This window comes from Streptomyces sp. NPDC001137, assembly GCF_040298885.1.
GTDB lineage: Bacteria > Actinomycetota > Actinomycetes > Streptomycetales > Streptomycetaceae > Streptomyces.
Window position 1 is genome coordinate 338,636 of the sequence record NZ_JBEPBA010000003.1, and the last position, 21,281, is coordinate 359,916.

A 21,281-nucleotide genomic window follows, 5' to 3' on the forward strand; every position below is an offset into this window, starting at 1 on the left:
TCGGGGGCAGGTGGCGGGGGTCAGTCCTGGGCGCGTCCCGTGGTGAGGCGGGCGAGGATGAGCGCGAGCAGGATGATTCCGCCGTAGATGGCGTCGATCCAGAACGACGGCACCTGAGCCATGGTCAGCATGGTCTTGACCACGCCCAGCAGGAGTACGCCGGTCAGGGCGCCGAACATGGTTCCCTTGCCGCCGTCGAGACTGATCCCGCCGATCACGGCGGCGGCGAACACGGTGAAGATCATGTTCTGGCCCTGGTTGGCGCCGATGGCGCCCACGTAGCCGGTGTACATCAGACCGCCGACCGAGGCGAGGACACCGGCGACGACATAGACACCGAGCCGGACGCGGTCGACGCGGATGCCGGCGGCGCGGGCCGCCTCCAGGTTGCCGCCGATCGCGTACAACGAACGGCCCACCCGGTGGTACTTGAGCACCAGCCCGGCGATCGCGAAGGCCGCGGCGGCCACCCACACGGAGATCGGGATACGCAGGAACGTGGTGGTGGCCAGCGAGAAGAACGCGTCGGGCATCCCGAAGAGTGTCTTGCCCTTGGTGGCACCGACCAGCAGCCCGCGCAGGATGATCAGCATGGCGAGGGTGACGATGAACGCGTTGAGCCTCACCTTCACGACGAGGATGCCGTTGATGGCACCGATGGCCGCGCCCACCAGAGGGATGGCCAGGAGGGCGAGCCCGGCGGGGAGTTCCGTGCCCCAGCCGGCCTGCGCGGCCGGCAGCACGAGCAGCGCCGCCACCGCCGGCGCGATGCCGACCACCGACTCCAGCGACAGGTCGAACTTGCCGGTGATGAGGACCAGCGACTCGGCCAGCACCACCATCGCCAGCGAGGCCGAGGAGGCCAGGATGGAGATCAGGGTGGCCTCGGTGAAGAAGGAGTCGTTCAGGACGGCACCGAGCAGAAGCAGCAGCAACAGCGCGGGGACCAGGGCGAGTTCGCGGGCTCGGCGCAGCAGGACCGCCCTCGCCGCCCGGGCGTCGGGCATGCTCACCGGCTTCACCGGCGGGGCCTTGGTGTCAGCCATGGTCCACTCCTTCGATGGAGGCGATCAGCTCATGGTCGCGCCAGCCCGCCGGATGCTCGGCGACGACGCGGCCGTGGAAGAGGACGAGGACGCGGTCGCAGCGCCGCAGGTCGTCGAGTTCGTCGGAGACGACCAGCACCGCGGTGCCGTCCTCACGGGCGCTGTCCACGCGGGCCAGCAGCGACTCCTTGGACTTCACGTCCACGCCCGCGGTCGGGTTGATCAGGACGAGCAGCCGGGGGTCGGAGGCGAGGGCGCGGGCCATGACGACCTTCTGTGCGTTGCCGCCGGACAGGTCGGAGACCGGCTGCTCCGGGCCCTCGGTGTGGATGTCGAGACGGTCGATCAGCTCGGCGGCGAAGCCACGCCTGCGGTCGGTGCCGATGAAGCCGAAACGCCCGAGCCGGTCCAGGACGCTCATGGTCGCGTTGTCACCGATGGTCATCCCGGCGACCAGGCCCTGGTCGTGCCGGTCGCGCGGGACACAGCCGACACCGGCCTTCAGGGCGGCCTGCACCGAGCCGAACCGCAGCCGCTCGCCGTCCAGTCGGGCGGTACCGCCGGTGGGTGTGCGCAGGCCCGCGATGGCCTCCGCCAGCTCGATCTTGCCGCTGGCGCTGGATCCGGCGAGCCCGACGACCTCGCCGCGGCGGACGGTCAGGTCGATGTCCTCGTACGACTCCGAGGTGAGCCCGCGGGCGTCGAGGAGCACGGGCGCGCTGTCGTCGACGAGCCTTTCCTGTACGGCCTGTTCGGCGATCGTCTCGAGGGACTCCCCCGCCATGGCCTCGATCAGCGCCGCCCTCGGCAGGTCGGCGACCGGGGCCGTGGTGATCCAGCGGGCGTCGCGCAGGACGGTGACGGTCTGGCAGACCTCGTAGACCTCCTGCAAGTGGTGCGAGATGAACAGGAAGGTGACGCCGGAGTCCTGGAGCGCGCGCATGCGGCTGAAGAGCCGCTCGATCTCGCGCTTGTCGAGCTGGGCGGTGGGCTCGTCCAGGATGATGAAGCGGGCGCCGAAGCTGAGCGCCCGGGCGATCTCCACCATCTGGCGGTCTTCGACCTTGAGGTCGGCGGTGCGCGCCTCGGGGTCGACTTGCACGTCCCAGGTGTCGAGGAGGGCGGCCGCCTCGGCCTTCAGCCTCCGCCAGCTGATGAAGCCGCGGTGCAATGGCTGCCGGTTGATGAAGAGGTTCTCGGCGACCGTCAACTCGGGGACGACCGTGGGGTGTTGGTAGACACAGGCCACCTTGCGGCGCCAGGCGTCGCGGTCGGCGAGCGGGGGCGCGGGCTCGCCGTCGAAGCGGACCGTGCCCTCGTCGGGCGCCTCCAGGCCGGTGAGGATCCGGACCAGGGTCGACTTGCCGGCGCCGTTGCGGCCGACGAGGGCGTGGGACTCGCCGGACAGCACGCTGAGCCGGCCGTCCGCGAGGGCGGTGGTGGGGCCGTACCGCTTGACGATGGCCCGCGCCTCGGCGAGCGGGGTGCTGGGGCTGCTCATTTGACCGTGTTGCCCCACAGCTTGGGGTCGTCGACGTTGTCCTTGGTCACCAGCGGCGCGGGCAGCTGGTCCTCGAGGATGCCGCTGGGCAGCTTGACGATGGTCGAGTCGTGGTCGGTCGGGCCGGGCTTGAAGGTCTTCCCCTCCATCGCCGCCTTGATGTAGTACATGCCGTACTTGGCGTAGGCGTCGGCGGGCTGGGAGACGGTCGCGTCGATCTCGCCCTTGCGGATGGCGTCGAACTCCTGCGGGATGCCGTCGTTGGAGACGATGGTGATGTGGCCTGCGCTGCCGGCCTTCTTCAGCAGTCCCTTCGACTTCAGTGTCTGCAGGGTCGGCGCCAGGTACACGCCGCCCGCCTGCATGTAGATGCCCTTGATGTCGGGGTTGGCGTTGAGGAGGGTGTCGAGTTTGGAGGCCGCGGCGTCGGACTCCCACTTGGCGGGGATCTCAAGGACCTTGAGCTTGGGGTACTTCTGCTTCACGCAGGACCGGAAGGCCTCGGAGCGGTCACGGCCGTTGACCGAGGCGAGGTCGCCCATGATCTGCACGACCTTGCCGCTGGTGATGTGCCGGCCGAGGTAGTCGCAGGCCTTGGTGCCGTAGGCGACGTTGTCGGCGCGGACGACCATGGCGACCTTGCCCTTGTCGGGCGCGACGTCGACCGCGACGACCGGCACGCCCTTGCGGTCGGCCTGGTCGAGGCCTGCCTCGATGGCGGCGCTGTCCAGGGGGGCGACGACCAGGCCCTTCACGCCCTGGTTGAGCTGGTTGTTGATGTCGGTGATCTGCTGCGAGGGGTCGCTGTTGGAGTTGACCGTCTTGAGCGCGTCGACGCCTTCGGACTTCGCCATCTTCGGCACGTAGTCGTTGTACGACTGCCAGAACGGCGAGGTCAGCAGGGGCAGGATCACCCCGACCTTGCCGGTGCCGCCGCCTCCGGCGCTGCCGGAGCCGCCGGTGTCCTTGGTGCTGCCGCACGCGGCGAGCGCGAGCGAGGCGCTCGCGGCCACGGCCAGCACACCGGCCATTCGAAACCTGTTCCGCTTCCCCACTGTCCTGCCGGGCATCTGGCGGCTCCTCGTTGAGCGTGTTCGAGCAGATGCCCGCATATTTATCAGACCACTTCGCCGGAACAACACCCTCCGACGGCAGATTTTCCCCGCTCCTGACAGTATTGGTCGGACCACCCTCGCGATTAGACTGCGGCGCACCGGGTGACAGGAGGAACGGCGTGGACGAGACCGCCCCGCAGAAGGGCACGGTGACGCAGCGCGCCATCGAGCGGATCAAGGCGATGATCGGCGAGGGCCGTCTGGAGCCCGGCCAGCGGCTGCCCACCGAACGCGATCTCGCCGCCCAGCTGGGCATCTCCCGCAGCTCGATGCGCGAGGCGATCCGCGCGCTCACGGTGCTCGGCGTGCTGGAGGCCCGGCACGGCTCCGGCATCTATGTCACCAAGCTGGAGGCCGGCGACCTGCTGGAGACGTTCGGGGTGGTCGCCGACCTGTCCCGGGGCCCGCGTCTGGTGGAGCTTCTGGAGGTGCGCCGCATCCTGGAGTCGACGGCGACCGCGCTGGCGGCCGCCCGCATCACGCCCGACCAGCTGGCCGAGGTCGAGAAACACCTCACGGCGATGAACGCCACCGACGACCCGGAGGTGATCCTCGCCCACGACCTCGCCTTCCACCGCGAGATCGCGGCCGCGGCGGGCAACGACACGATGGCGGCCATCCTGGAGGGCCTGTCCTCCCGCACCTTCCGCGCCCGCGTCTGGCGCGGCTACCAGGAGGAAGGCGCCTTCGCCCGCACCCGCCGCGAGCACGCGGCGATCCACCGCGCCCTGGTGGCCCACGACCCGGAGGCGGCACGGGCGGCGGCGGCCGCACACGTGGGCGAGGTGGAGGAGTGGCTGCGGGCGCAGCTCGGAAGCTGACCACTACGGCGTCGGGCGCCTGACCGCGCCCCCTCAGGCGCTCGGCGGGGCCGCGCCCTGGCCCCGGGCCTGTCCCTGTGTCTGGCCCTGGGTGTCCGACCACTCCCGCAGTTCGTTCGTGCCCACCTCCTCGATGGTCGCCTGCAGCGCGGCCCGTGCGGCCCCGTCGCGTTCCGCGGGCGGCAGCAGCCGGTAGCGGTCGACAGCCCTCCGCAGCGTCTCGTGGGACTGCCCGCACACGACCCAACGCGCGGCGGGGCTGAACAACTGGCGCACACCCGTGAAGAAGACGGCACCGCCCGCGATCAGGGCGGTCAGCCAGGCCGGGGCGTGCAGCCCCGCCGCCACCACCGTCGAGGAGGTGGTGGCGAGGGCGCCCAGTTCCGTGGCGTAGTGCATCCGCCGCGCCCGGTCCCGGGTGCGGGCGTAGAACGTCAAGTCCTGTTGCCCGAGCGCCAGTACGGGATCCGGTGCCGTCGCCCAGTCCCGGTCGGTGACCGTTCTTCTTCTCATCGGCACATCATGCCTGCGCCGGGTTGCTTCAGGCCCGCCGGTACCGCAAGGTCACCAGCTGGAAGGGGCGAAGCCGCACACCGACCCGGTCCGCCTCCCGCCGCTCGATCGCCGTCTCTCGCACCGGGCGTTCCAGCAGATCCGTCTCCGTGACGCCCGCCACCTCGAATCCGGCCGTGAGCGTGGCACGGGCGCGTCCGCCGTGCGCCTCGTGGAAACGGACCACCACGTCGCCGCTGCCGTCGTCGGCCAGCTTGACCGCGGTGACCACGACCGCCTCGTGATCGACGCTCACCAACGGGGCGACCTCGGCCGCCCCGTCGATCCGCCCCTCCCGCACATTGATCCGCCACCCTTCGCGCACCGCGTCCCCGATCCCCGCCCCCGGCACCAGCGCATGCCGGAAACGGTGAACACCCTGGTCCGTCTCCGGGTCCGGGAACCGCGGGGCGCGCAGCAACGACACCCGGACCGTGGTCGTCGTACCGCGGTCGCCGTCGGTGCGGACCGTGCGGGTCACGTCATGGCCGTACGTCGAGTCGTTGACGACGGCGACACCCCAGCCGGGCTCCTCGACGTGGACGAAGCGGTGGTTGCAGGCCTCGAACTTGGCCGCCTCCCAGGAGGTGTTGGTGTGCGTGGGACGGTGGAAGTGCCCGAACTGGGTCTCGGACGCGTACCGTTCGGCGTGCACGTCGAGCGGGAAGGCCAGCTTGAGGAACTTCTCCGTCTCGTGCCAGTCCACCTCGGTGTCCAGCACCAGCCGCCGCTCCCCCGGCGGCAGCGTCAGCACCTGCGTGACACGCGAGGCGCCGAAGGACCGCACGATCCGCACCGACGCGCCGTCCGCGCCGGCGACCACCTCGTCGGCCTCCGTGAGATCGGTGACCGTGTTGCGGTAGAACTCGTCGACGTCCCAGGCGTCCCACATGTTCGGGAAGTCGGGATGGAGCTGGAGGAGGTTCGCGGCGCGGCCCGGGGCGATCGTCTCCCGGTCGGCTGCGATGTCGTAGGCCGATACGACGAGGCCCCGGGCGTCGATCTCGCAGCGCAGCAGTCCGTTGTCGAGGACGTGCCCGCCGGCTGGACGCGGGGTCAGGGTGGTTCTGCCCTCACCGACCGCGGTCCCCGCACCGCCCGCCGGGATCCCGTGCCGGGTGTGCGGTGCCGAGTTGAAGACGAGCGGCGTCGAGCCCTCACCTGCCAGGGCGCGCTGGGCCGCAGCGATGATCGCCTCCAGTTCGGCCGCCACGCGCTCGTACGTCGCCCGCGCCTCCCGGTGCACCCACGCGATCGACGACCCCGGCAGGATGTCGTGGAACTGGTGCAGCAGCACGGTCTTCCAGATGCGGTCCAACTCCTGGTAGGGGTAAGGGAATCCGGTGCGTACGGCTGCCGTGGCGGCCCAGAGTTCGGCCTCGCGCAGGAGGTGTTCGCTGCGCCGGTTGCCCTGCTTGGTCTTCGCCTGGCTGGTGAGGGTGGCGCGGTGGAGTTCGAGGTAGAGCTCGCCGACCCAGACGGGCGGTTCGGGGTACTCGGCCTCGGCCTTCCCGAAGAACTCCTGCGGGGTCTCCCACACGACGCGTGCAGAGCCCTCCAGGTCCCGCAGCCGCGCCGCTTTCGCGACCATCTCGCGGGTGGTGCCGCCGCCTCCGTCGCCCCAGCCGGTCGGGGCGAGGGAGTGCCGGGCGACTCCCTTGTCCTTGAAGTTGGCTGTCGCGTGGGCGATCTCGCTGCCCTTCATGGAGCAGTTGTAGGTGTCCACGGGCGGGAAGTGCGTGAAGATCCGGGTGCCGTCGATGCCCTCCCAGCGGAAGGTGTGGTGCGGGAACCTGTTCGTCTGCGACCAGGAGATCTTCTGCGTGAGCAGCCACTTGGAACCGGCTGCCTTGATGATCTGCGGCAGCCCGGCGGCGAAGCCGAAGGTGTCCGGCAGCCATGCCTCCTCGTTCTCGATGCCGAACTCGTCCAGGAAGAACCGCTTGCCGTGCACGAACTGCCGGGCCATCGCCTCCGAACCCGGCATGTTCGTGTCCGACTCCACCCACATCCCGCCGGCCGGCACGAACCGTCCGTCCGCCACCGCCTTCTTCACCCGCGCCCACACCTCGGGCCGGTGCTCCTTCACCCAGGCCCACTGCTGTGCCTGCGACATGGCGAACACGAAGTCGGGCTCGTCGTCGAGGAGCGCGGTCATGTTGGAGGTCGTACGGGCGACCTTGCGGACCGTCTCGCGCAGCGGCCACAGCCACGCCGAGTCGATGTGCGCGTGGCCGACGGCGCTGATGCGGTGGGCCGAGGTGGTGGCGGGTGCGGACAGAACGTCGGCCAGGCGTGAACGCGCCCGCGCTGCCGTGCCATTGACGTCCTGGAGGTCGATCGCGTCGAGTGACCGCTCCACCGCGCGCAGGATCTCCCAGCGTCGCGCCGACTCCACGGGCAGCTCGGCCATCAGCTCGCCGAGCACCTCCAGGTCGATCACCAGCTGCCACACCGTCTCGTCGAAGACGGCGAGATCCATACGGGTGAGGACGTACTGCGGTTCGCTGCCCGCGGTCTCCTTGTCGCCCAGCCGCGTGGGCAGGAAGGGGTGGTAGTCGAGGATGACGGGGTTGGAGGCCGCCTCGATGTGCAGGCGCACCTCCTCGCCGCCCTCGACCGGGGCGCCGATCCGCACCCACTGGTTGCGCGGGTTGAGGCCCTTCACCGGGGTGCCGTCGGGGCGGTACACCAGGCCCTCGCACTGGAATCCGGGCATGTTCTCGTCGAAGCCGAGGTCGAGGATCGCCTCGACGGTCCTGCCGGCCCACGCCTCGGGGACCGTCCCCGTGACGCGGAACCAGCTGGTGCCCCACGGAGCACCCCACCGGGCGCCGACCGCGATCGGCTCGGGCTCGGCCGCCAGCCCCTCGGCCACCGGCACCGGCTCGCCGGGCGCATGCCACACCGCCACCTCCAGCGGTACGGACTCGGGGTACACGGCGGGGCGGATGCGCTCGTCGAGGACACGCTTGAGACGGGCTTCGACCAGGCTGCGGTCGTCATGCATGCGGGGTGCTCCGTAGGTCTTCCGGGGCTTCCGGTGGCGGATGGTTACCAGGGGTGGGTCACGGTGACGGGGTCCGACGCGGTGTACAGCTCCCCCACGGCGCGCAACTCCAACCGGGCGGCCTGCTCGCCCTGTTCGGGCCGCAGTCCGCCGAGGAAGTAGGCGCGCTGGCCGGTGGCCCCGAGAAAGCGCCGGGTGCCGTCGGGCAGCAGGCGGTGCAGGGTGTAGTGGCGTACCGCGCCCGCGGGCGGGTTCCAGGCCAGGCGCAGGTCGCCGCCGGAGGCCGCGGTGATCCGCAGTCCGGAGGGGGCGGCGGGCGTGTCGACGGTGTCCCGCACCGCCAGCCCGCCGAGCCGCCACTGCACCGGGCTGTCGGTGGCGGTGAGCCGTACGGCGATCGTATGGAGCGTTCCGGAGAGGCCTGTGAGCGGCACGGTCACGGTCTGCCAGCCGTTGAGGGAGTTCACAGCCGCGCCATGCCTTCTGTTGACCGGGTTCACAGGCAGATAGCTGTACGGCGGTGTCGTACCCGGAGCGCCCGGCTCGGCGGTGGCCACGGCGAGCTCGACGTTCACAGCGCCCGCGTCGGTGCGGTGCGTCAGCTCGACAACCGTGTCAACAGTGATCGGAAGCCGTGTCGCGTACAACTCCACGGTCGTGGGCTCGTCCAGTTCACCGTCCACCAGCACACTGCTGCCGCCACGCCACGCGTCCGCGAAGTCGAACGACACCGCAGGCCGCTCCCCCTCCGTGCGCACCACCCACCGCCGCGAGGGCAGCCGGTCCTGCAGCCCGAGGTGATTCCACGGCGTGTCCGAGGTGATCGCGCCCTCCTCGTACCATCGCAGCCCGTGCCCGGTGTTGAACACGCTCGCGAACGGCACGGCGGACACCGTGGACCGGTCGGCGACCGACACCGCCGGCGCCCGCCACGGATCGGAGGCGTCGGGCCGAGACGGGTCGAGCGAACGGCCGGTCCAGAACCGGTCGTCGGCGGCATGGAAGTCGGCCGGGGTCCGGGAGGCGGGCAGGTGGTTGCGGGTCCACTCGGGCCGGTAGAAGCCGATCGAGGTGACGTGGGCCTTGGTCGTCGGCACGATCGCGTCCCAGCTCACGCTCGTGTTCGACCCGTTGGACTCGACGTCGACACCGGCCCACAACTCGTAGCGTTTGCGGCCCAGTTGCTGCGCCTTCTGCCCGGACGACGCCAAGGTGCCCGCACTCCACCGGAAGTCGACGAACATGTCGTCGGCGGCCTGGAAGAACGCCTGGTTCTGGCTGTCGAGCGCCCCCTGCCAGCTCACCGTGCCGTTCACGGTCATCGCGTCGTACCAGGTCACCCGCTGCCCACGGGCCGTGGCGAGCGACTTCAGCTCCTTGACGAAGCCGAGCATGTCGGCACCGAGCGCGGCGTTGCCGCCACCGGTCTCGGCGTTGACGAACCACCCGTCGAACCCGTAGGCAGCCGCGACGGCGACGAGTTGGGCGGCGAGCGGGTAGTGCCCGGCGGAGTCCTTCTGCACCAGATCCCGCGTCCACCGCAACTGCCCGCCGTAAGCGGTGGGCGGCAGGAAGATGTTGCCGAGCACCGGGACACCGTGCCGGTGTGCTGCGTCCACGATCGGCGCGTTCGGCGCGAGGATCAGTCCCTCGCCGGAGGAGCCGCCCCAGAACACCAGCTCGTCGATGTACGCCCAGTGCGTGAGCGCGTAGTAGTCGGCGGTCGCCGAACCCTGCGAGGGGTTGCTGGAGGTCGGCCCGAAGGACACCAGCGACTGGATGCGGGCCTGTCCGGAGCGGGCGGTGCCGTTGGCCGCCGTCGGGGTGAAACGGGGAGCGGGCGGCACGGACGCGGCGTTGAAGGCGAGGTCCGTGTCCTCGGCGGCCCGCCAGGCCTTCAGGCTGCGCCAGGTGATGCCGGTGCCCGGGCTGCCGGAGGGCAGGGAGTCCGGGTACCAGTAGGAGGCGTACGGCGGGGTCGCGGCGGCGGCCTTCGGCGCGGCGAAGGCCGGCAGCGGCGGCAGCAAGGCGGCCGCGGCGCCGGCGAGCAGGACGGTGCGTCTGGTGGGGTTCACGAGCTGGTTCCTCCTTGTGGGGTGTGGAGTACCTGTTCGGGAGTGACGACTTCGGTGATGCCGCGTGCGGCGAGGTGGTCCTTGTCGTCCGCGCGGGTGTCCAGGACGGTGGTGGGGCGGGCGCCGTCGGCGGTCAGCCGGAAGAAGGCGTCGAAGACAGGCCCGCCGGGGGCGCAGAGCGAGCGCTGGACCGGGTCGGCGGGGACCACGAGCGCGGTGCTGCGGGGTGCGGATGGCGAGTGTTCGCGCGCTGCCGCCTGTGCCAGCGCCAGTGCCGTGTCCTTGGGCCGGCGGTCGTTGGTCAACAGGCCGAGCCCGTATTCGAGTTCGGGGAAGTCCGCGAGGTCCCGGGACACGTCGTGCGAGCACCACCAGGTGATGCCCCACAGGTCGGGGCAGTCCAGGGCGCCGGCGACGGTGGCCTCGGTGAAGGCGGCGGCGTGCTCGGGTGGGATGAGAGGTGCGGGTGCGCCGACCTCCTGGAGCCAGACCGGGCGGTGGGGATCGTCGGCCCAGGCCTTGCTCAGTTCGACGAGATAGGCGGCGTGGTGTTCGGTCGGGACGGCGGTGCGGCCGTGGCGCTGGGCGGTGCCGTTGAAGACCCAGGAGTGCACGGCGGTGACGGCGCCGTGGCGGGCGGCCTGGGCCGGGGTGAAGGGCATGTCGTCCTGGTACCAGGTGGCGTCGTACTCGGCGTGCAGGTGCAGTCTGCCGGGGGCGCCCTGCTCGCAGGCGGCGAGCATGCGCTTGAGCCACGCGTCGATCTCGTCGGAGGTGGCACGGTCCGGATCGGGATGGGGGCCCGCCGAGAACTGGTTGACCTCGTTGCCGAGGGTCATGCCGAGGAAGTTGGGGCGTTCGGCGAGGGCGGCGGCGAGCGTGCGCAGGTAGGCGGCCTGGCCGTCGAGCACGTCCGGGTCGGTGAACAGGTTCCGTCGGTGCCAGGTGCGCGTCCAGGCGGGCAGGAAGTCGAAGCTGCTCAGATGCCCTTGCAGACCGTCCACGTTGACGTCGAGCCCGCGCTCGGCCGCCGTGTCCACCAGAGCGACGAGCTGCTCGACGGCGCGGGGGCGGATCAGCGTGCGGTTGGGCTGGAAGTACGGCCACAGCGGGAAGACCCGGATGTGGTCCAGGCCGAGCGCGGCGATGGAGTCGAGGTCGGCCCGTACGGAGTCGAGGTCGAAGTCGAGCCAGTGGTGGAACCACCCTTCGCTGGGGGTGTAGTTGACGCCGAAGCGCACGGCAGCAGGCATGCGGAAGTCCTTGAACTCGATGGCGGCGATCAGCCCTTGACGGCCCCCTCGCCGACCCCGCGGAAGAAGTACCGCTGCAGACAGGCGAAGAGGGCGATCAGCGGTGCGACGGCGATGACCGTGCCCGCGGCGACGAGCCGTTCGTCGCCCGCGAAGGTGCCGTGCAGATAGTTGAGGCCGATGGTCAGCGTGAACTTGGACGGGTCGCTCAGCACGATCAGCGGCCACAGGAAGTCGTCCCAGGCGCCCATGAAGGCGAAGATCGCGACGACGGCGATCGTGCCCTTCACCGCGGGCAGCGCGATGCGCAGGAACCGCTGCCACACGTTGGCGCCGTCGACATAGGCCGCCTCCTCGATCTCGAAGGGCAGGTTGAGGAAGGCGTTGCGCATCAGCAGCACGTTCATGGCGCCGATGCAGCCCGGCAGCACCACGCCGACCAGGGTGTTGTTGAGGCCCAGCTCCCGCATGGTGGTGAACTGGGCGATGATGATGCCCTCCACCGGCACGAGCATCGCGAGGACGAAGGCGAGGGTGGCCACCCGGCGGCCGCGGTAGCGCAGCCGGGCCAGGGCGTAGCCGGCGAGGGCCGATCCGACGCAGTTGGTGACGACGTTGGCGGTGGCCACCTTGAGGGAGTTGAACGCGTAGTCCCAGACGGGGATGGTGTCGGCGACCCGTTGGTAGTTGTGCAGGGTGGGGTGGCCGGCCAGGAAGGTGGGCGGGGAGCTGTAGATGTCCTCGGTGGGCCCCTTGAGCGAGGTGGACAGCTGCCACAGGAACGGGCCGACGGTCAGGGCGAGTACGGCGAGCAACAGCACGTAACGCAGGACGAGTTCCCAGGCCCGGATGCGGCGGCCGTGTTCGTCGGTGACGCGAGCGCGGGGCGCGCGTGCGGGGGCCGGCGTCTGCACGGGCCGTACCTTCTCGATGACGCTCACCTGTCCTCCCTCCGGTCGGCGCGCAGCACGAGCAGCATCAGGGCGACGGTGACGACGAAGACGACGACCGAAATGGCGGAGGCGTAGCCGACGCGGCCGGTGAGGCCGGTGCCGGTGCGCTGGACGAGCATGACGAGGGTGGTGTCCTCGCCGGCCGGCCCGCCGCTCGGGCCCGCCATCAGGTACACCTCGGAGAACACCTTGAAGGCGGCGACCGAGGAGAGCGCGCCGACCAGGACCATGGTGGAGCGGACGGCGGGCACGGTGACGGTCAGGAAGCGGCGGACCGCGCCCGCGCCGTCGACGGCGGCGGCCTCGTGGAGTTCGCGGGGCACATTGGCCAGCGCCGCCAGATAAATGATCATGTAGTAGCCGAGGCCCTTCCAGACCGTGACGGCCATGGCGCTCAGCAGGAGCAGCCACTGGTCGCTGAGGAAACCGACCCGTCCGACCCCGATCGCCTCCAACAGGGAGTTGATCAGGCCGCGTTCGTCGAGCAGCCACACCCAGATCAGCCCGACGACGACGATCGACGCGACGACCGGGGTGTAGAAGACGGAACGGAAGAAGGTGATGCCGGGGATGTTCTTCTCGACCAGAAGCGCGAGCAGCAGGGGCAGGACGACCAGTGCGGGGACGACCCCCAGTACGTACAGCGTGCTGTTGCGCAGGCCGATCCAGAACATGTCGTCGTGGAGCAGTTCGCGGAAGTTGGCGAAGCCCACGAACCGGCCCGGGATCAGGGTGCGGCGGTCGGTGAAGGCGTTGACCAGGGTGGAGACGAACGGGTACAGGATGAACACGCCGGTGATCAGCAGTCCGGGTGCGGCGAACAGCCAGGGACTGGTGGGCAGTTGGCGCCGCACACGGCGCACCCGGGATACGGCGGAAGTGGCCATCGCGCGCTAGCCCTGCTGCTGAAGGAGCGTGTTGCAGGCCTTGACAGCGTTGTCGAGAGCCGTCTTGGGGCTCTCCTTGCCCTGCAGGGCCTTGGCGACCTCGTTGCGCAGCGCCGTCTTCATCTGCTCGCTGAACAGGACGGGCGTGTAGTTGACCGCGTTCTTCAGCGACTTGGCGGCGGCGATGCGCACCCGCGTCTCGTCGGTCCCGTCCTCCTTGGTGAAGTACGGGTCGTCCAGCGAGCCGGCGGTGCTCGGGAAGATGGCGACCTTCTTGGCGAAGGACATCTGGTGCTCGGCGTCGGTGACCCAGTGCGCGAAGGCGACCGAGGCGGCCGTGTGCTTGGTCCTGGAGTTGACCATCACGCCCATCACATACATGTTGACGTGGCCGGTGCTGGTGATCTGGTCGGTGATGCCGATGTTCTTGTACAGGCTGGGCGCCTGCTTCTTGAAGTTGCCGAGGTCGAGGGCGCTGCCGGGGTTCATGGCGACGGCCTCGGTGAGGAACTTCTTGCCGGACGACTCCGGCGTGGCGGTCAGCGCCTGCGGGTCGAGGGCCTTCGCGTCGTACAACTCCTTGTACTTGGCGAGGAGTTGGATGCCCTTGGCGTCGTTGAAGGTGAAGGCGGTGCCCTGCTTGTTCATGAGCTCGACGCCGTAGCGGCCGAAGTCCTCGATGGTGGGCACGTTGGCGAGGGTGGCGACCTTGCCGTCGCTCTTCTTCGCCATCCGGAGGGCGTCGGCGAAGAGGTCGTCGTACGTTTTCGGCGGCTGGTCGGGGTCGAGTCCTGCCCTCTTGAACAGGGACTTGTTGTAGAACAGCGGGCCGGTGTTGAGGTACCAGGGGAAGGCGTACGTGCCGGTCAGGCCCGGTATCCGGTGGCTGGCCCAGGCGCCTGCCAGGTACTCCTTCTTGTACTGCGCCGCGGACTTGTCCAGGTCGAGGGCGAGCCCGGCCTTGGCGAGCGGGGCGACGAGGTCCGGGGAGACGTTGACGACGTCGGGCAGTGTGCCGCCGGCCGCATCGGCGCTGATCTTGTCGGCGTAGCCCTCGGCCGGCTGGTCGACCCACTTCACATGCGTGCCCGGGTGCTTCTTCTCGAAGTCGGCGATCACGCCCTCGAAGTAGTCCTTGAAGTTGGCGCGCAGGTTCCAGGTCTGGAAGGTGATGTCGCCCTCGATCTTGCCCGAGGCGTCGCCCGAGCCCCCGCCGTCGCTCCCGGAGCCGCAGGCGCTCAGCGGCAGGAGGAGGGCGGAGACGGCGAGGGCGGCGAAGGTTCTGCGGGATGTGGGCACGGTGACACGGCTCCCTTGGCGGCGTCGGCGGCTGGGACGCCAGCGACCATGCCCGCGGCTCTCGGGGAAAGTCAATGGACTGATCTCAGCTAAAGAAATTCAGCCGACATTAGTACAGGTCAGAGGCGTGTGGCTGGAAACTTGCCAGGCATGACTAATGCGCTTTAGGGTTTTGGCACTCAAGCGCATTAGCCGCTGACCCGGAAGAAATGGGGAGCAACGTGCCGGCCAAGCGTTCCCCGGCCCGCCGGCCGACGATGAAGGACATCGCGCAGCGCGCCGGTGTCTCCGAGAGCGCGGTCTCCTTCGCGCTCAACGGCCGTCCCGGAGTCTCCGAGGTCACCCGCGACCGGGTGCGCCGGGTCGCCGAGCAGCTGGGCTGGCGGCCCAGCACCGCGGCCCGCCAGCTGTCCGGGGAGGGCGCGGCCACGGTCGGCTTCGTGCTCGCCCGCCCCGCGGACACGCTCGGCGTGGACTCGTTCTTCCTGCAACTGGTCTCGGGGATACAGGAGGTGCTGGCGGAGCGTCATCTCGGCCTGCTCTTCCAGGTGGTGGAGGACGTCGCCGACGAGTGCGCGGTCTACCGGCGCTGGTGGGCCGAGCACCGCGTGGACGGCGTCCTGGTCGTCGACCCGCGCACGGACGACCCCCGCCCCGGTCTCCTGGACGAACTCGGCCTGCCCGCCGTGGTGATCGGCGGCGCCCCCGACGAACGCCACCCGGGCCTGTCCACGGTGTGGGCGGACGACGCGGGCGCGATGGCCTCGGTGGTGGACGAGCTGTACGCGCTGGGCCACCGCCGGATCGTGCACATCGCGGGCCTTCCGGGCCTCGCCCACACCGAGCGCCGCATCCGCACCCTGCGCGCCGAGGCCGAACGCCGGGGCCTGAGGGAGGTGGAGTCCGTCACCACCGACTACTCCGACGCGGAGGGCGCCGCCGTCACCCGCCGGGTCCTCGGACGGTCCGCTCCCCCAACCGCGCTGATCTACGACAACGACGTGATGGCCCTCGCCGGCGTGGCCACCGCGACCGAGCTCGGCTTCGCCGTACCGGCCGACGTGTCGGTGGTGGCCTGGGAGGACTCCGCCCTGTGCCGCATGGTCAAGCCCTGGCTGTCGGCCTTGTCCCGCGACAGCGTGGAGTTCGGGCGTACGGCGGCCAGGGAGCTGACCGCGCTGGTGGACGGCGGACCCGCGCGGACGGTACGGGTGCCGGTGCCCCGGGTGATCGTGCGGGACAGCACCGGGGTGGCGCGCGGGGCCGTCGGGACGGGCGGCGAAGGCCCCTGACGCCACAGCCGCACCCGCGCCGCAAGAGGAGCGCTGTCTCTCCCTTGCGGTACCCGCATTCCGGCGTATTCCCGACCCCCTGGTTCTCTGGTTAGCTGCCTCTCGACAGCCGCGAAGCACCGGGGGTTGCCGCTGTCGCTCAACTACCGGGGGTACGGCTGTGAAAGCCTCTCAGAGAATCTGATCCCGCCCAGGCGGGAGCCGGCCAACAGCGCCGTGCGCACCGCCGTTTCGTAGTCGCCACCATTTCCAGCGTTTCCCGCCGTGCGGCGACGTGTGCCCGCACGGCGTGACGGACGCGCCCCGCCCCGTCCGGGCCCGGTCGCGCTCCGCCCTGCCCTGCCCGCCGTGCGGCGGCCGGCAGGGACACCGACACGTCCCGAGCACGAAGGAGGGTTCCCTCATGCCTGTCAACGACCCGCTGGACCTCGACCACCTCAGGTCGGTACTCGACCAGGCGGGCAATCCGTGGCACATGACCACGACCAGCATGACGGCGCTCACCGAGGAGCAGCGCGTGGTGCGCCTCGGTGTTCCCGTCGAGTCCGGCGACCGCTCCGCGATCGAGAGCGCGAAGCAGAGCAACATCGCCGCCGCCCTGTCCGCCACCGCCGACTCGGTGGGCGCACCCGCCGCGTTCGACCTGCGCAACATCGGCGGCGTCAACTACACGACGCCGGTCAAGAACCAGGGCTCGTGCGGTTCCTGCGTGGCCTTCGGCACCGTGGGCATGATGGAGCACGTCACGCGCTTCAGCTACGGCGCGCCCTATCTGCCGGTCGACCTGTCCGAGGCGCAGGCGTTCTACTACTACGGCCGTCAGGCCGGCCGTACCTGTTCCACCGGCTGGTTCCCGGAGCCGCTGGCCGATCAGGCGCGCGACAACGGCATCACCATTGAGGAGTACTTCCCGTACACGGCGGGCGACCAGGACGCCTCCAAGCTCAACGCGGACTGGCCCAACCGCCTGGTGAAGATCCGCTCCTGGCAGTCCGTCACCAACAACCCGGCGGCGATGAAGGAGAACATCGCCCGCTACGGCTCCATCACCGCCTGTTTCCTGGTCTACCAGGACTTCTTCAGCTACTCCAGCGGCGTCTACCGGCACCGCACCGGTGACCTCGCGGGCGGCCACTGCGTCACGCTCGTCGGCTACGACGACGCGCAGCAGTGCTGGATCGGCAAGAACAGCTGGGGTCCGGGCTGGGGCGAGCAGGGCTTCTTCCGCATCGGCTACGGCGAGTGCGGCATCGAGACCTGGCACAACCTGGCGGCGCTCGGCACGCTCATCCACAACTGGCTGCCCGACCAGCGCATCCTCGCGCTGTGGAGCAACGAGATCGACGCCAATGTGTGGGCCTACGGCGAGCTGCGCGGCTGGCTGAACCTCAACGGCTCCGTCGGCGCGACCGACGCGGCGATGCTCGCCGAACTCGCCGCGTCCAAGGCGAACGGCGCCAAGGTCGGCCTGTACGAGGACAACGGCAGCGTCCAGCAGATCTACGCCTGGTGAGACCGGCGAACCAGGGAGAGGAGAGCACGACATGAGCCCGCAGAACAGCGGCCCCAAGCAGCCGAAGCAGCAGCCGCCCTCGACGCAGGCGGTCCGCTCCGCGGCCGAGCAGGACGAGGCCGGGCGGCCCGTACTGCTGCCGCCGGGCGTGGACATCGGCCTGAACGGCAGCGCGCTCACCGCGCCGGGCAAGCCCGCCAGTGATGTGATGGTCGCGCGGTTCGAGCAGACGGCGTCCGGCGAGGCCCGGCCGACGATCACGCCCGAACTCCGCGGCGACCTCCAGGCGTTCGCGGCGGCGCAGGCCGCCACGGCGATCACGGGCACGTGGACGCAGAACGCGATCGTCGACGCGATGTGGTCGATCAACCAGACCCGCAGCGCCTTCCTGCACGTCAAGGGCGGCGCCTGGAAGAAGATCTTCAACGGCAGCGACTGGGCGTTCACCGCGCTGACGACGCTGGCCTCCCAGGCCCGCCAGACGGGACGGCCGATCTCCTTCCGTGAGGAGGCCGACGGCCTGGTCCACGAGATCTACCTGCTGTAGCCCTGCCCGCCGGGGGACCGCGCCGAGCGTGCCGGGCGCGGTCCCTCGCGCGTCACTCGACGGTGACGCGCAGCGCGTACCGGTCGGCCACGTCGTCGCCCCACGGCTGCCTGAGCACAAGCTCGAGGCGCCCCTCACCGGCCTTGGTCGGCCGCAGCCGCAGCACCCGGATGCCACCGGCGCCGGGGGCGAGCTCTCCCGGCGGCGCATAGTCGCTGGCCGCCACCTCGAGGCCGCCCTCGACGCCCTCGACGTGCCACCGGTAGCCGGTGGTGGCGTTCTCGGGCAGTCGCACCACGAGGTCGTCGCCGAGCCCCACCCGCACCTCGCCGTCCTGCGCCGACACCTGCACCTCACCCACGGGACCGCACCTCCTCGGCTCTGGTCCTATCGGTGTACCCCGCCTTCCAGTGCCTGGCCAGCCGGTGCGAGGGCCGAACCGGCCGCGGGGTCAGAGCCGGAACAGGGCCCAGACGAGCTTTCCGCCGGCGGCCCGCGGGTTCCATCCCCATGCGTCGCTCAGCACCGAGACCACCTGCAGTCCCCGTCCCGACTCCGCGAGTTCGTCGGCCTGCACGGCGACGGGAATCAGGTCGCTCTCGTCGGTGACCGCACACACGGCACAGGACCAGCGGTCCCAGTACGCGAGCCACAGCGCCGGCTGCAACTCCGCCTCGCCGTCCGCTGCCCGGCCGTAACGCAGGGCGTTGCTCAGCAGTTCCGACACGGTGACCGCCACGTCCTCGACGCGTTCCCGCGTGGCCCGGTCGACGAGCGTCGTGCGCGTGAAGTCGCGGGCGATGTGGGCGGACTGGGCGATCGGCGGTACGGCGAGCACCGAGCAGTGGGCGGGGCCCGGGTCGCCCGCGGAGCTGGGCGCGAGGGGGAAGCTCAGTCCGGGCCCGGGCCGGCCGATGTGGTCGACGGCCTGGCACAGCCACTGCCAAGTCGCCTCGATACGCAGGGGGTTGACCGGTTCTGCGACTTGCTCTGCGGACATCGCGACCCCTGGTACCCCTGCGGAGAGAACAACCGAGCGCTACACCTGTGCGAAGTATCGTGCTACGTCCGGCAGTCCGTACGCAAGTGCATCGGCAATTACCGCTGCAATTGCAGATGATCTTGCGAGCAGCGGTCGCCGGACGCTATCGTCCCGCACACCACCCATGGATGCAATTGAGGATGCAATTGCAGCGCCGACCACGAGTCCACCTCAACGCGACTACATCTCAAAGAGGTTCAGATGCAGCACGTGAGCAACGGCATGTCTGCCACCGAGCTGGCGGGGGCGGTCTGGCGCAAGAGCCACCACAGCAACCCGGAGGGCAACTGCGTCGAGCTCGCCGCCCTCCCGGACGGCAGCGTCGCCGTCCGCAACTCCCGCCACCCCCAGGGTCCGGCGCTCGTCTACACCAGCGCCGAGATCTCCGCCTTCGTCCGCGGTGTGAAGGACGGCGACTTCGACGGCCTACTCCCCGCCGGCTGAGGTCGGGCACACCCGCGGACCGCCGGAAGGCGCCGGCCACCGGTCGGCGCCTTCCGGCCACTTCACGCACCGCAGCCGTACGACGCCTCGGTGCTACCCTCCTTGGTTGAGTCCCGAACACATGCAGCAGCCGGTGCGGCGGCGAGGGGATGACCATGACGGCAGTTCAGCGAGACCCCGGTCCCTCCGGTGCCGACGTCCTGAGCCCGGGGCGCGGCGGGCCGACCGTGCAGCGCATCATGCTGGGCACCCGCCTGCGCCGCCTGCGCGAATCCCTCGGCATCAGCCGGGAGAAGGCCGCCGCGGCCATACGCGCCTCGGACGCCAAGCTGTGCCGCATGGAGCTCGGCCGCGTCGGCTTCAAACAGCGCGACATCGCCGACCTGCTCACCCTGTACGGCGTCCATGACACCGCCGTACGCCAGGACTTCCTGGACTCGGTGCGGCGAGCCAACGAACCCGGCTGGTGGCGGGCGTACGGAGACGCCTTCCCGAGCTGGTTCGAGCAGCACCTGGGCCTGGAGGAGGCCGCCTCCCTCATCCGGACCTACGAAGTCCAGTTCATCCCGGGCCTGTTGCAGACCCCCGAGTACGCCGAGGCCGTCATCCGGCTCGGCCACCCCATCACCTCCCCGGACGCGATCGCCCGCCGGGTCGAGCTGCGCATGACCCGGCAGGAGCTGCTCTCCCGCCCCGACGCGCCGAAGCTGTGGGTCGTGGTGGACGAGGCGGCGCTGCGCCGCCCGCTCGGCGGGGCCGAAGTGATGCGCGCCCAGCTCCAGCACCTGATCGAGGCGGCCGCCTGGCCGAACGTGACGCTCCAGGTGCTGCCCTTCCACGTCGGCGGTCACGCGGCGGCCGGCGGGCCGATCACCGTGCTGCGCTTCCCCGTCCCGGACCTGCCGGACGTCGTCTACCTCGAGCAGCTCTCCAGCGCCCTGTACCTGGACAAGCCCGAGGAGGTCGACCACTACCTCGCGGTCATGGACCGCCTCAGCCTGGTGGCCTCGCCGGCCGTGGACTCGGTGCCCTTCCTGGAACAGGTCCTCAAGGAGCTCTGAGGCCGCCGCACCGCGAGATCACCTGAGTGCCCCTGCCAGGTGCCGATCGCCGGGGGGCGGCGCACCTGCGCCGTCATGATGCGGCCGTACGCCGCGCGCCGGTCCTGACCACGACCGCCGTGAACCTTCTGCTGCGCCGGACGGCCGCGGGCCAGGCCGCCGCTGCCGGGTACTCGTACCCGGCAGAGAAAGGGGTCGGCAGATGCACGCTCTGGTCGACTGGCTCGCCGACCTGTCCGGGCCCGTGGTCTACCTCGTGGTCGCGGCCCTGGTGTTCGCCGAGGACGCGCTGTTCTTCGGGTTCGTCCTGCCGGGCGAGACCGCGGTGATCGTCGGCGGTGTGCTCGCGAGGCGGGGCAACGTGGAGCTGGTCTGGCTGACGCTCGTGGTCGTCCTCGCGGCGATCGCCGGGGACAGCGTCGGATACGAGATCGGCCGGCGCGCCGGACCCCCGCTGCTCTCCCGCGGCCCCCTGCGCCGACGGGCCGAGCGGGTGGAGAAGGCGCGCGACCTGATCCGCCGGCGTGGTCCGGCGGCGGTCTTCGTCGGCCGCTTCGTCGCCTTCGCACGGTCCTTCGTTCCGGCGATGGCGGGCGCGTCGCGCATGCCGTACCGCCGCTTCCTTCTCTACAACGCCGTGGGCGGCCTGGTCTGGAGTGTCGGCAACGTCCTCCTCGGCTATGCCGCGGGCGCCGCCTACGAACGCGTCGAGGGCCTGGTGGGCCGAACCGTCGCCCTGGCCTCCGCCGCGATCGTCCTCGTGACCCTTGTGGTCTGGCGAATCCGCAGGCACCGCCACTCGCAGTCCTGAAACGCACCGGCGAATAACAGTCGAGTTGCCGGGCTCCGAGTTGCGTGAAAGCCTGAACA

Annotated in this window: 19 protein-coding genes; 7 read left to right on the forward strand and 12 right to left on the reverse strand. The window is 70.5% G+C overall.

The window, feature by feature from the left end:
• Positions 1-20: 20 nt before the first annotated feature.
• Genes ABT254_RS07560 through ABT254_RS07570 form a run of 3 tightly spaced genes read right to left on the reverse strand, consistent with a single transcriptional unit; the run spans position 21 to position 3,617 of the window.
• Positions 21-1,046, reverse strand: coding sequence for an ABC transporter permease (locus ABT254_RS07560; RefSeq protein ID WP_351464969.1), 1,026 nt, complete (start codon positions 1,044-1,046; stop codon positions 21-23).
• Positions 1,039-2,547, reverse strand: coding sequence for a sugar ABC transporter ATP-binding protein (locus ABT254_RS07565; protein WP_351464972.1), 1,509 nt, complete (start codon positions 2,545-2,547; stop codon positions 1,039-1,041). The genes ABT254_RS07560 and ABT254_RS07565 overlap by 8 nt, the downstream gene beginning before the upstream one ends.
• The gene (locus tag ABT254_RS07570; RefSeq protein ID WP_351464975.1) at positions 2,544-3,617 is read right to left on the reverse strand and encodes a sugar ABC transporter substrate-binding protein; all 1,074 of its coding nucleotides are present in this window, start codon (positions 3,615-3,617) and stop codon (positions 2,544-2,546) included. Before ABT254_RS07570 ends, ABT254_RS07565 begins: the two co-directional genes overlap by 4 nt.
• 164 nt (positions 3,618-3,781) lie before the next feature.
• On the opposite strand from ABT254_RS07570, the gene ABT254_RS07575 reads away from it, so the two are divergent.
• Positions 3,782-4,483 (forward strand): FadR/GntR family transcriptional regulator, encoded by a 702-nt coding sequence (locus ABT254_RS07575; protein WP_351464978.1) that lies wholly within the window; start codon positions 3,782-3,784, stop codon positions 4,481-4,483.
• 33 nt (positions 4,484-4,516) lie between these two features.
• On the opposite strand, the gene ABT254_RS07580 is transcribed toward ABT254_RS07575, so the two are convergent.
• The 7 genes from ABT254_RS07580 to ABT254_RS07610 are packed head-to-tail and all read right to left on the reverse strand — an operon-like array spanning position 4,517 to position 14,512.
• Complete coding sequence (locus tag ABT254_RS07580; protein WP_351464981.1) at positions 4,517-4,996, reverse strand: DUF4231 domain-containing protein; 480 nt, start codon at positions 4,994-4,996, stop codon at positions 4,517-4,519.
• 28 nt (positions 4,997-5,024) lie between these two features.
• Positions 5,025-8,045, reverse strand: coding sequence for an alpha-mannosidase (locus tag ABT254_RS07585; RefSeq protein WP_351464984.1), 3,021 nt, complete (start codon positions 8,043-8,045; stop codon positions 5,025-5,027).
• A gap of 44 nt (positions 8,046-8,089) precedes the next feature.
• Positions 8,090-10,120 carry an endo-beta-N-acetylglucosaminidase gene (locus ABT254_RS07590; protein WP_351464987.1) on the reverse strand — a complete coding sequence of 677 codons (2,031 nt, stop codon included), beginning with the start codon at positions 10,118-10,120 and terminating at the stop codon, positions 8,090-8,092.
• Positions 10,117-11,373, reverse strand: a complete 1,257-nt coding sequence (locus tag ABT254_RS07595; protein ID WP_351464990.1) for a glycoside hydrolase 5 family protein — start codon at positions 11,371-11,373, stop codon at positions 10,117-10,119. Before ABT254_RS07595 ends, ABT254_RS07590 begins: the two co-directional genes overlap by 4 nt.
• 29 nt (positions 11,374-11,402) lie before the next feature.
• Positions 11,403-12,314 carry a carbohydrate ABC transporter permease gene (locus ABT254_RS07600; RefSeq protein ID WP_450753166.1) on the reverse strand — a complete coding sequence of 304 codons (912 nt, stop codon included), beginning with the start codon at positions 12,312-12,314 and terminating at the stop codon, positions 11,403-11,405.
• Complete coding sequence (locus ABT254_RS07605) at positions 12,311-13,213, reverse strand: carbohydrate ABC transporter permease (protein ID WP_351464993.1); 903 nt, start codon at positions 13,211-13,213, stop codon at positions 12,311-12,313. The genes ABT254_RS07600 and ABT254_RS07605 overlap by 4 nt, the downstream gene beginning before the upstream one ends.
• 6 nt (positions 13,214-13,219) lie before the next feature.
• Positions 13,220-14,512 (reverse strand): ABC transporter substrate-binding protein, encoded by a 1,293-nt coding sequence (locus tag ABT254_RS07610; protein ID WP_351464996.1) that lies wholly within the window; start codon positions 14,510-14,512, stop codon positions 13,220-13,222.
• Between the two features lie 221 nt (positions 14,513-14,733).
• On the opposite strand from ABT254_RS07610, the gene ABT254_RS07615 reads away from it, so the two are divergent.
• The 3 genes from ABT254_RS07615 to ABT254_RS07625 all read left to right on the forward strand — a co-directional run bounded on the left by ABT254_RS07615 (position 14,734) and on the right by ABT254_RS07625 (position 17,864).
• Positions 14,734-15,804, forward strand: coding sequence for a LacI family DNA-binding transcriptional regulator (locus ABT254_RS07615; protein ID WP_351464999.1), 1,071 nt, complete (start codon positions 14,734-14,736; stop codon positions 15,802-15,804).
• A gap of 403 nt (positions 15,805-16,207) precedes the next feature.
• The gene (locus ABT254_RS07620; RefSeq protein WP_351465002.1) at positions 16,208-17,317 is read left to right on the forward strand and encodes a C1 family peptidase; all 1,110 of its coding nucleotides are present in this window, start codon (positions 16,208-16,210) and stop codon (positions 17,315-17,317) included.
• Between the two features lie 31 nt (positions 17,318-17,348).
• Positions 17,349-17,864 (forward strand): hypothetical protein, encoded by a 516-nt coding sequence (locus tag ABT254_RS07625; RefSeq protein ID WP_351465005.1) that lies wholly within the window; start codon positions 17,349-17,351, stop codon positions 17,862-17,864.
• Positions 17,865-17,916: 52 nt separating this feature from the next.
• Here ABT254_RS07625 and ABT254_RS07630 read toward each other — a convergent pair whose 3' ends face one another.
• Positions 17,917-18,225: a protease inhibitor I42 family protein gene (locus ABT254_RS07630; protein ID WP_351465008.1), complete on the reverse strand. Its 309-nt coding sequence runs from the start codon at positions 18,223-18,225 to the stop codon at positions 17,917-17,919.
• A gap of 90 nt (positions 18,226-18,315) precedes the next feature.
• The gene (locus ABT254_RS07635) at positions 18,316-18,864 is read right to left on the reverse strand and encodes an ATP-binding protein (protein WP_351465011.1); all 549 of its coding nucleotides are present in this window, start codon (positions 18,862-18,864) and stop codon (positions 18,316-18,318) included.
• Positions 18,865-19,107: 243 nt separating this feature from the next.
• Here ABT254_RS07635 and ABT254_RS07640 point away from each other — a divergent pair, with 243 nt between their 5' ends.
• The 3 genes from ABT254_RS07640 (at position 19,108) to ABT254_RS07650 (ending at position 21,222) form a co-directional block, all read left to right on the forward strand.
• Entirely contained in the window at positions 19,108-19,350 is a 243-nt protein-coding gene (locus ABT254_RS07640; RefSeq protein WP_351465013.1) for a DUF397 domain-containing protein, read from the forward strand.
• A gap of 155 nt (positions 19,351-19,505) precedes the next feature.
• On the forward strand, positions 19,506-20,411 hold the full coding sequence (locus tag ABT254_RS07645; protein WP_351465016.1) for a Sco1979 family transcriptional regulator: 906 nt from the start codon (positions 19,506-19,508) through the stop codon (positions 20,409-20,411).
• Between the two features lie 202 nt (positions 20,412-20,613).
• A complete protein-coding gene (locus ABT254_RS07650) occupies positions 20,614-21,222 on the forward strand; it encodes a DedA family protein (protein WP_351465019.1) in 609 nt (202 codons plus the stop codon).
• Positions 21,223-21,281 lie beyond the last annotated feature (59 nt).

Excerpts from the sequence above, each read along its gene's own strand:
- ABT254_RS07560 (WP_351464969.1), bottom strand. The coding sequence starts at position 1,046 with ATGGCTGACACCAAGGCCCCGCCGGTGAAGCCGGTGAGCATGCCCGAC.
- ABT254_RS07565 (WP_351464972.1), bottom strand. The coding sequence starts at position 2,547 with ATGAGCAGCCCCAGCACCCCGCTCGCCGAGGCGCGGGCCATCGTCAAG.
- ABT254_RS07570 (WP_351464975.1), bottom strand. The coding sequence starts at position 3,617 with ATGCCCGGCAGGACAGTGGGGAAGCGGAACAGGTTTCGAATGGCCGGT.
- ABT254_RS07580 (WP_351464981.1), bottom strand. The coding sequence starts at position 4,996 with ATGAGAAGAAGAACGGTCACCGACCGGGACTGGGCGACGGCACCGGAT.
- ABT254_RS07585 (WP_351464984.1), bottom strand. The coding sequence starts at position 8,045 with ATGCATGACGACCGCAGCCTGGTCGAAGCCCGTCTCAAGCGTGTCCTC.
- ABT254_RS07595 (WP_351464990.1), bottom strand. The coding sequence starts at position 11,373 with ATGCCTGCTGCCGTGCGCTTCGGCGTCAACTACACCCCCAGCGAAGGG.
- ABT254_RS07605 (WP_351464993.1), bottom strand. The coding sequence starts at position 13,213 with ATGGCCACTTCCGCCGTATCCCGGGTGCGCCGTGTGCGGCGCCAACTG.
- ABT254_RS07620 (WP_351465002.1), top strand. The coding sequence starts at position 16,208 with ATGCCTGTCAACGACCCGCTGGACCTCGACCACCTCAGGTCGGTACTC.
- ABT254_RS07625 (WP_351465005.1), top strand. The coding sequence starts at position 17,349 with ATGAGCCCGCAGAACAGCGGCCCCAAGCAGCCGAAGCAGCAGCCGCCC.
- ABT254_RS07635 (WP_351465011.1), bottom strand. The coding sequence starts at position 18,864 with ATGTCCGCAGAGCAAGTCGCAGAACCGGTCAACCCCCTGCGTATCGAG.
- ABT254_RS07640 (WP_351465013.1), top strand. The coding sequence starts at position 19,108 with ATGCAGCACGTGAGCAACGGCATGTCTGCCACCGAGCTGGCGGGGGCG.
- ABT254_RS07645 (WP_351465016.1), top strand. The coding sequence starts at position 19,506 with ATGACGGCAGTTCAGCGAGACCCCGGTCCCTCCGGTGCCGACGTCCTG.
- ABT254_RS07650 (WP_351465019.1), top strand. The coding sequence starts at position 20,614 with ATGCACGCTCTGGTCGACTGGCTCGCCGACCTGTCCGGGCCCGTGGTC.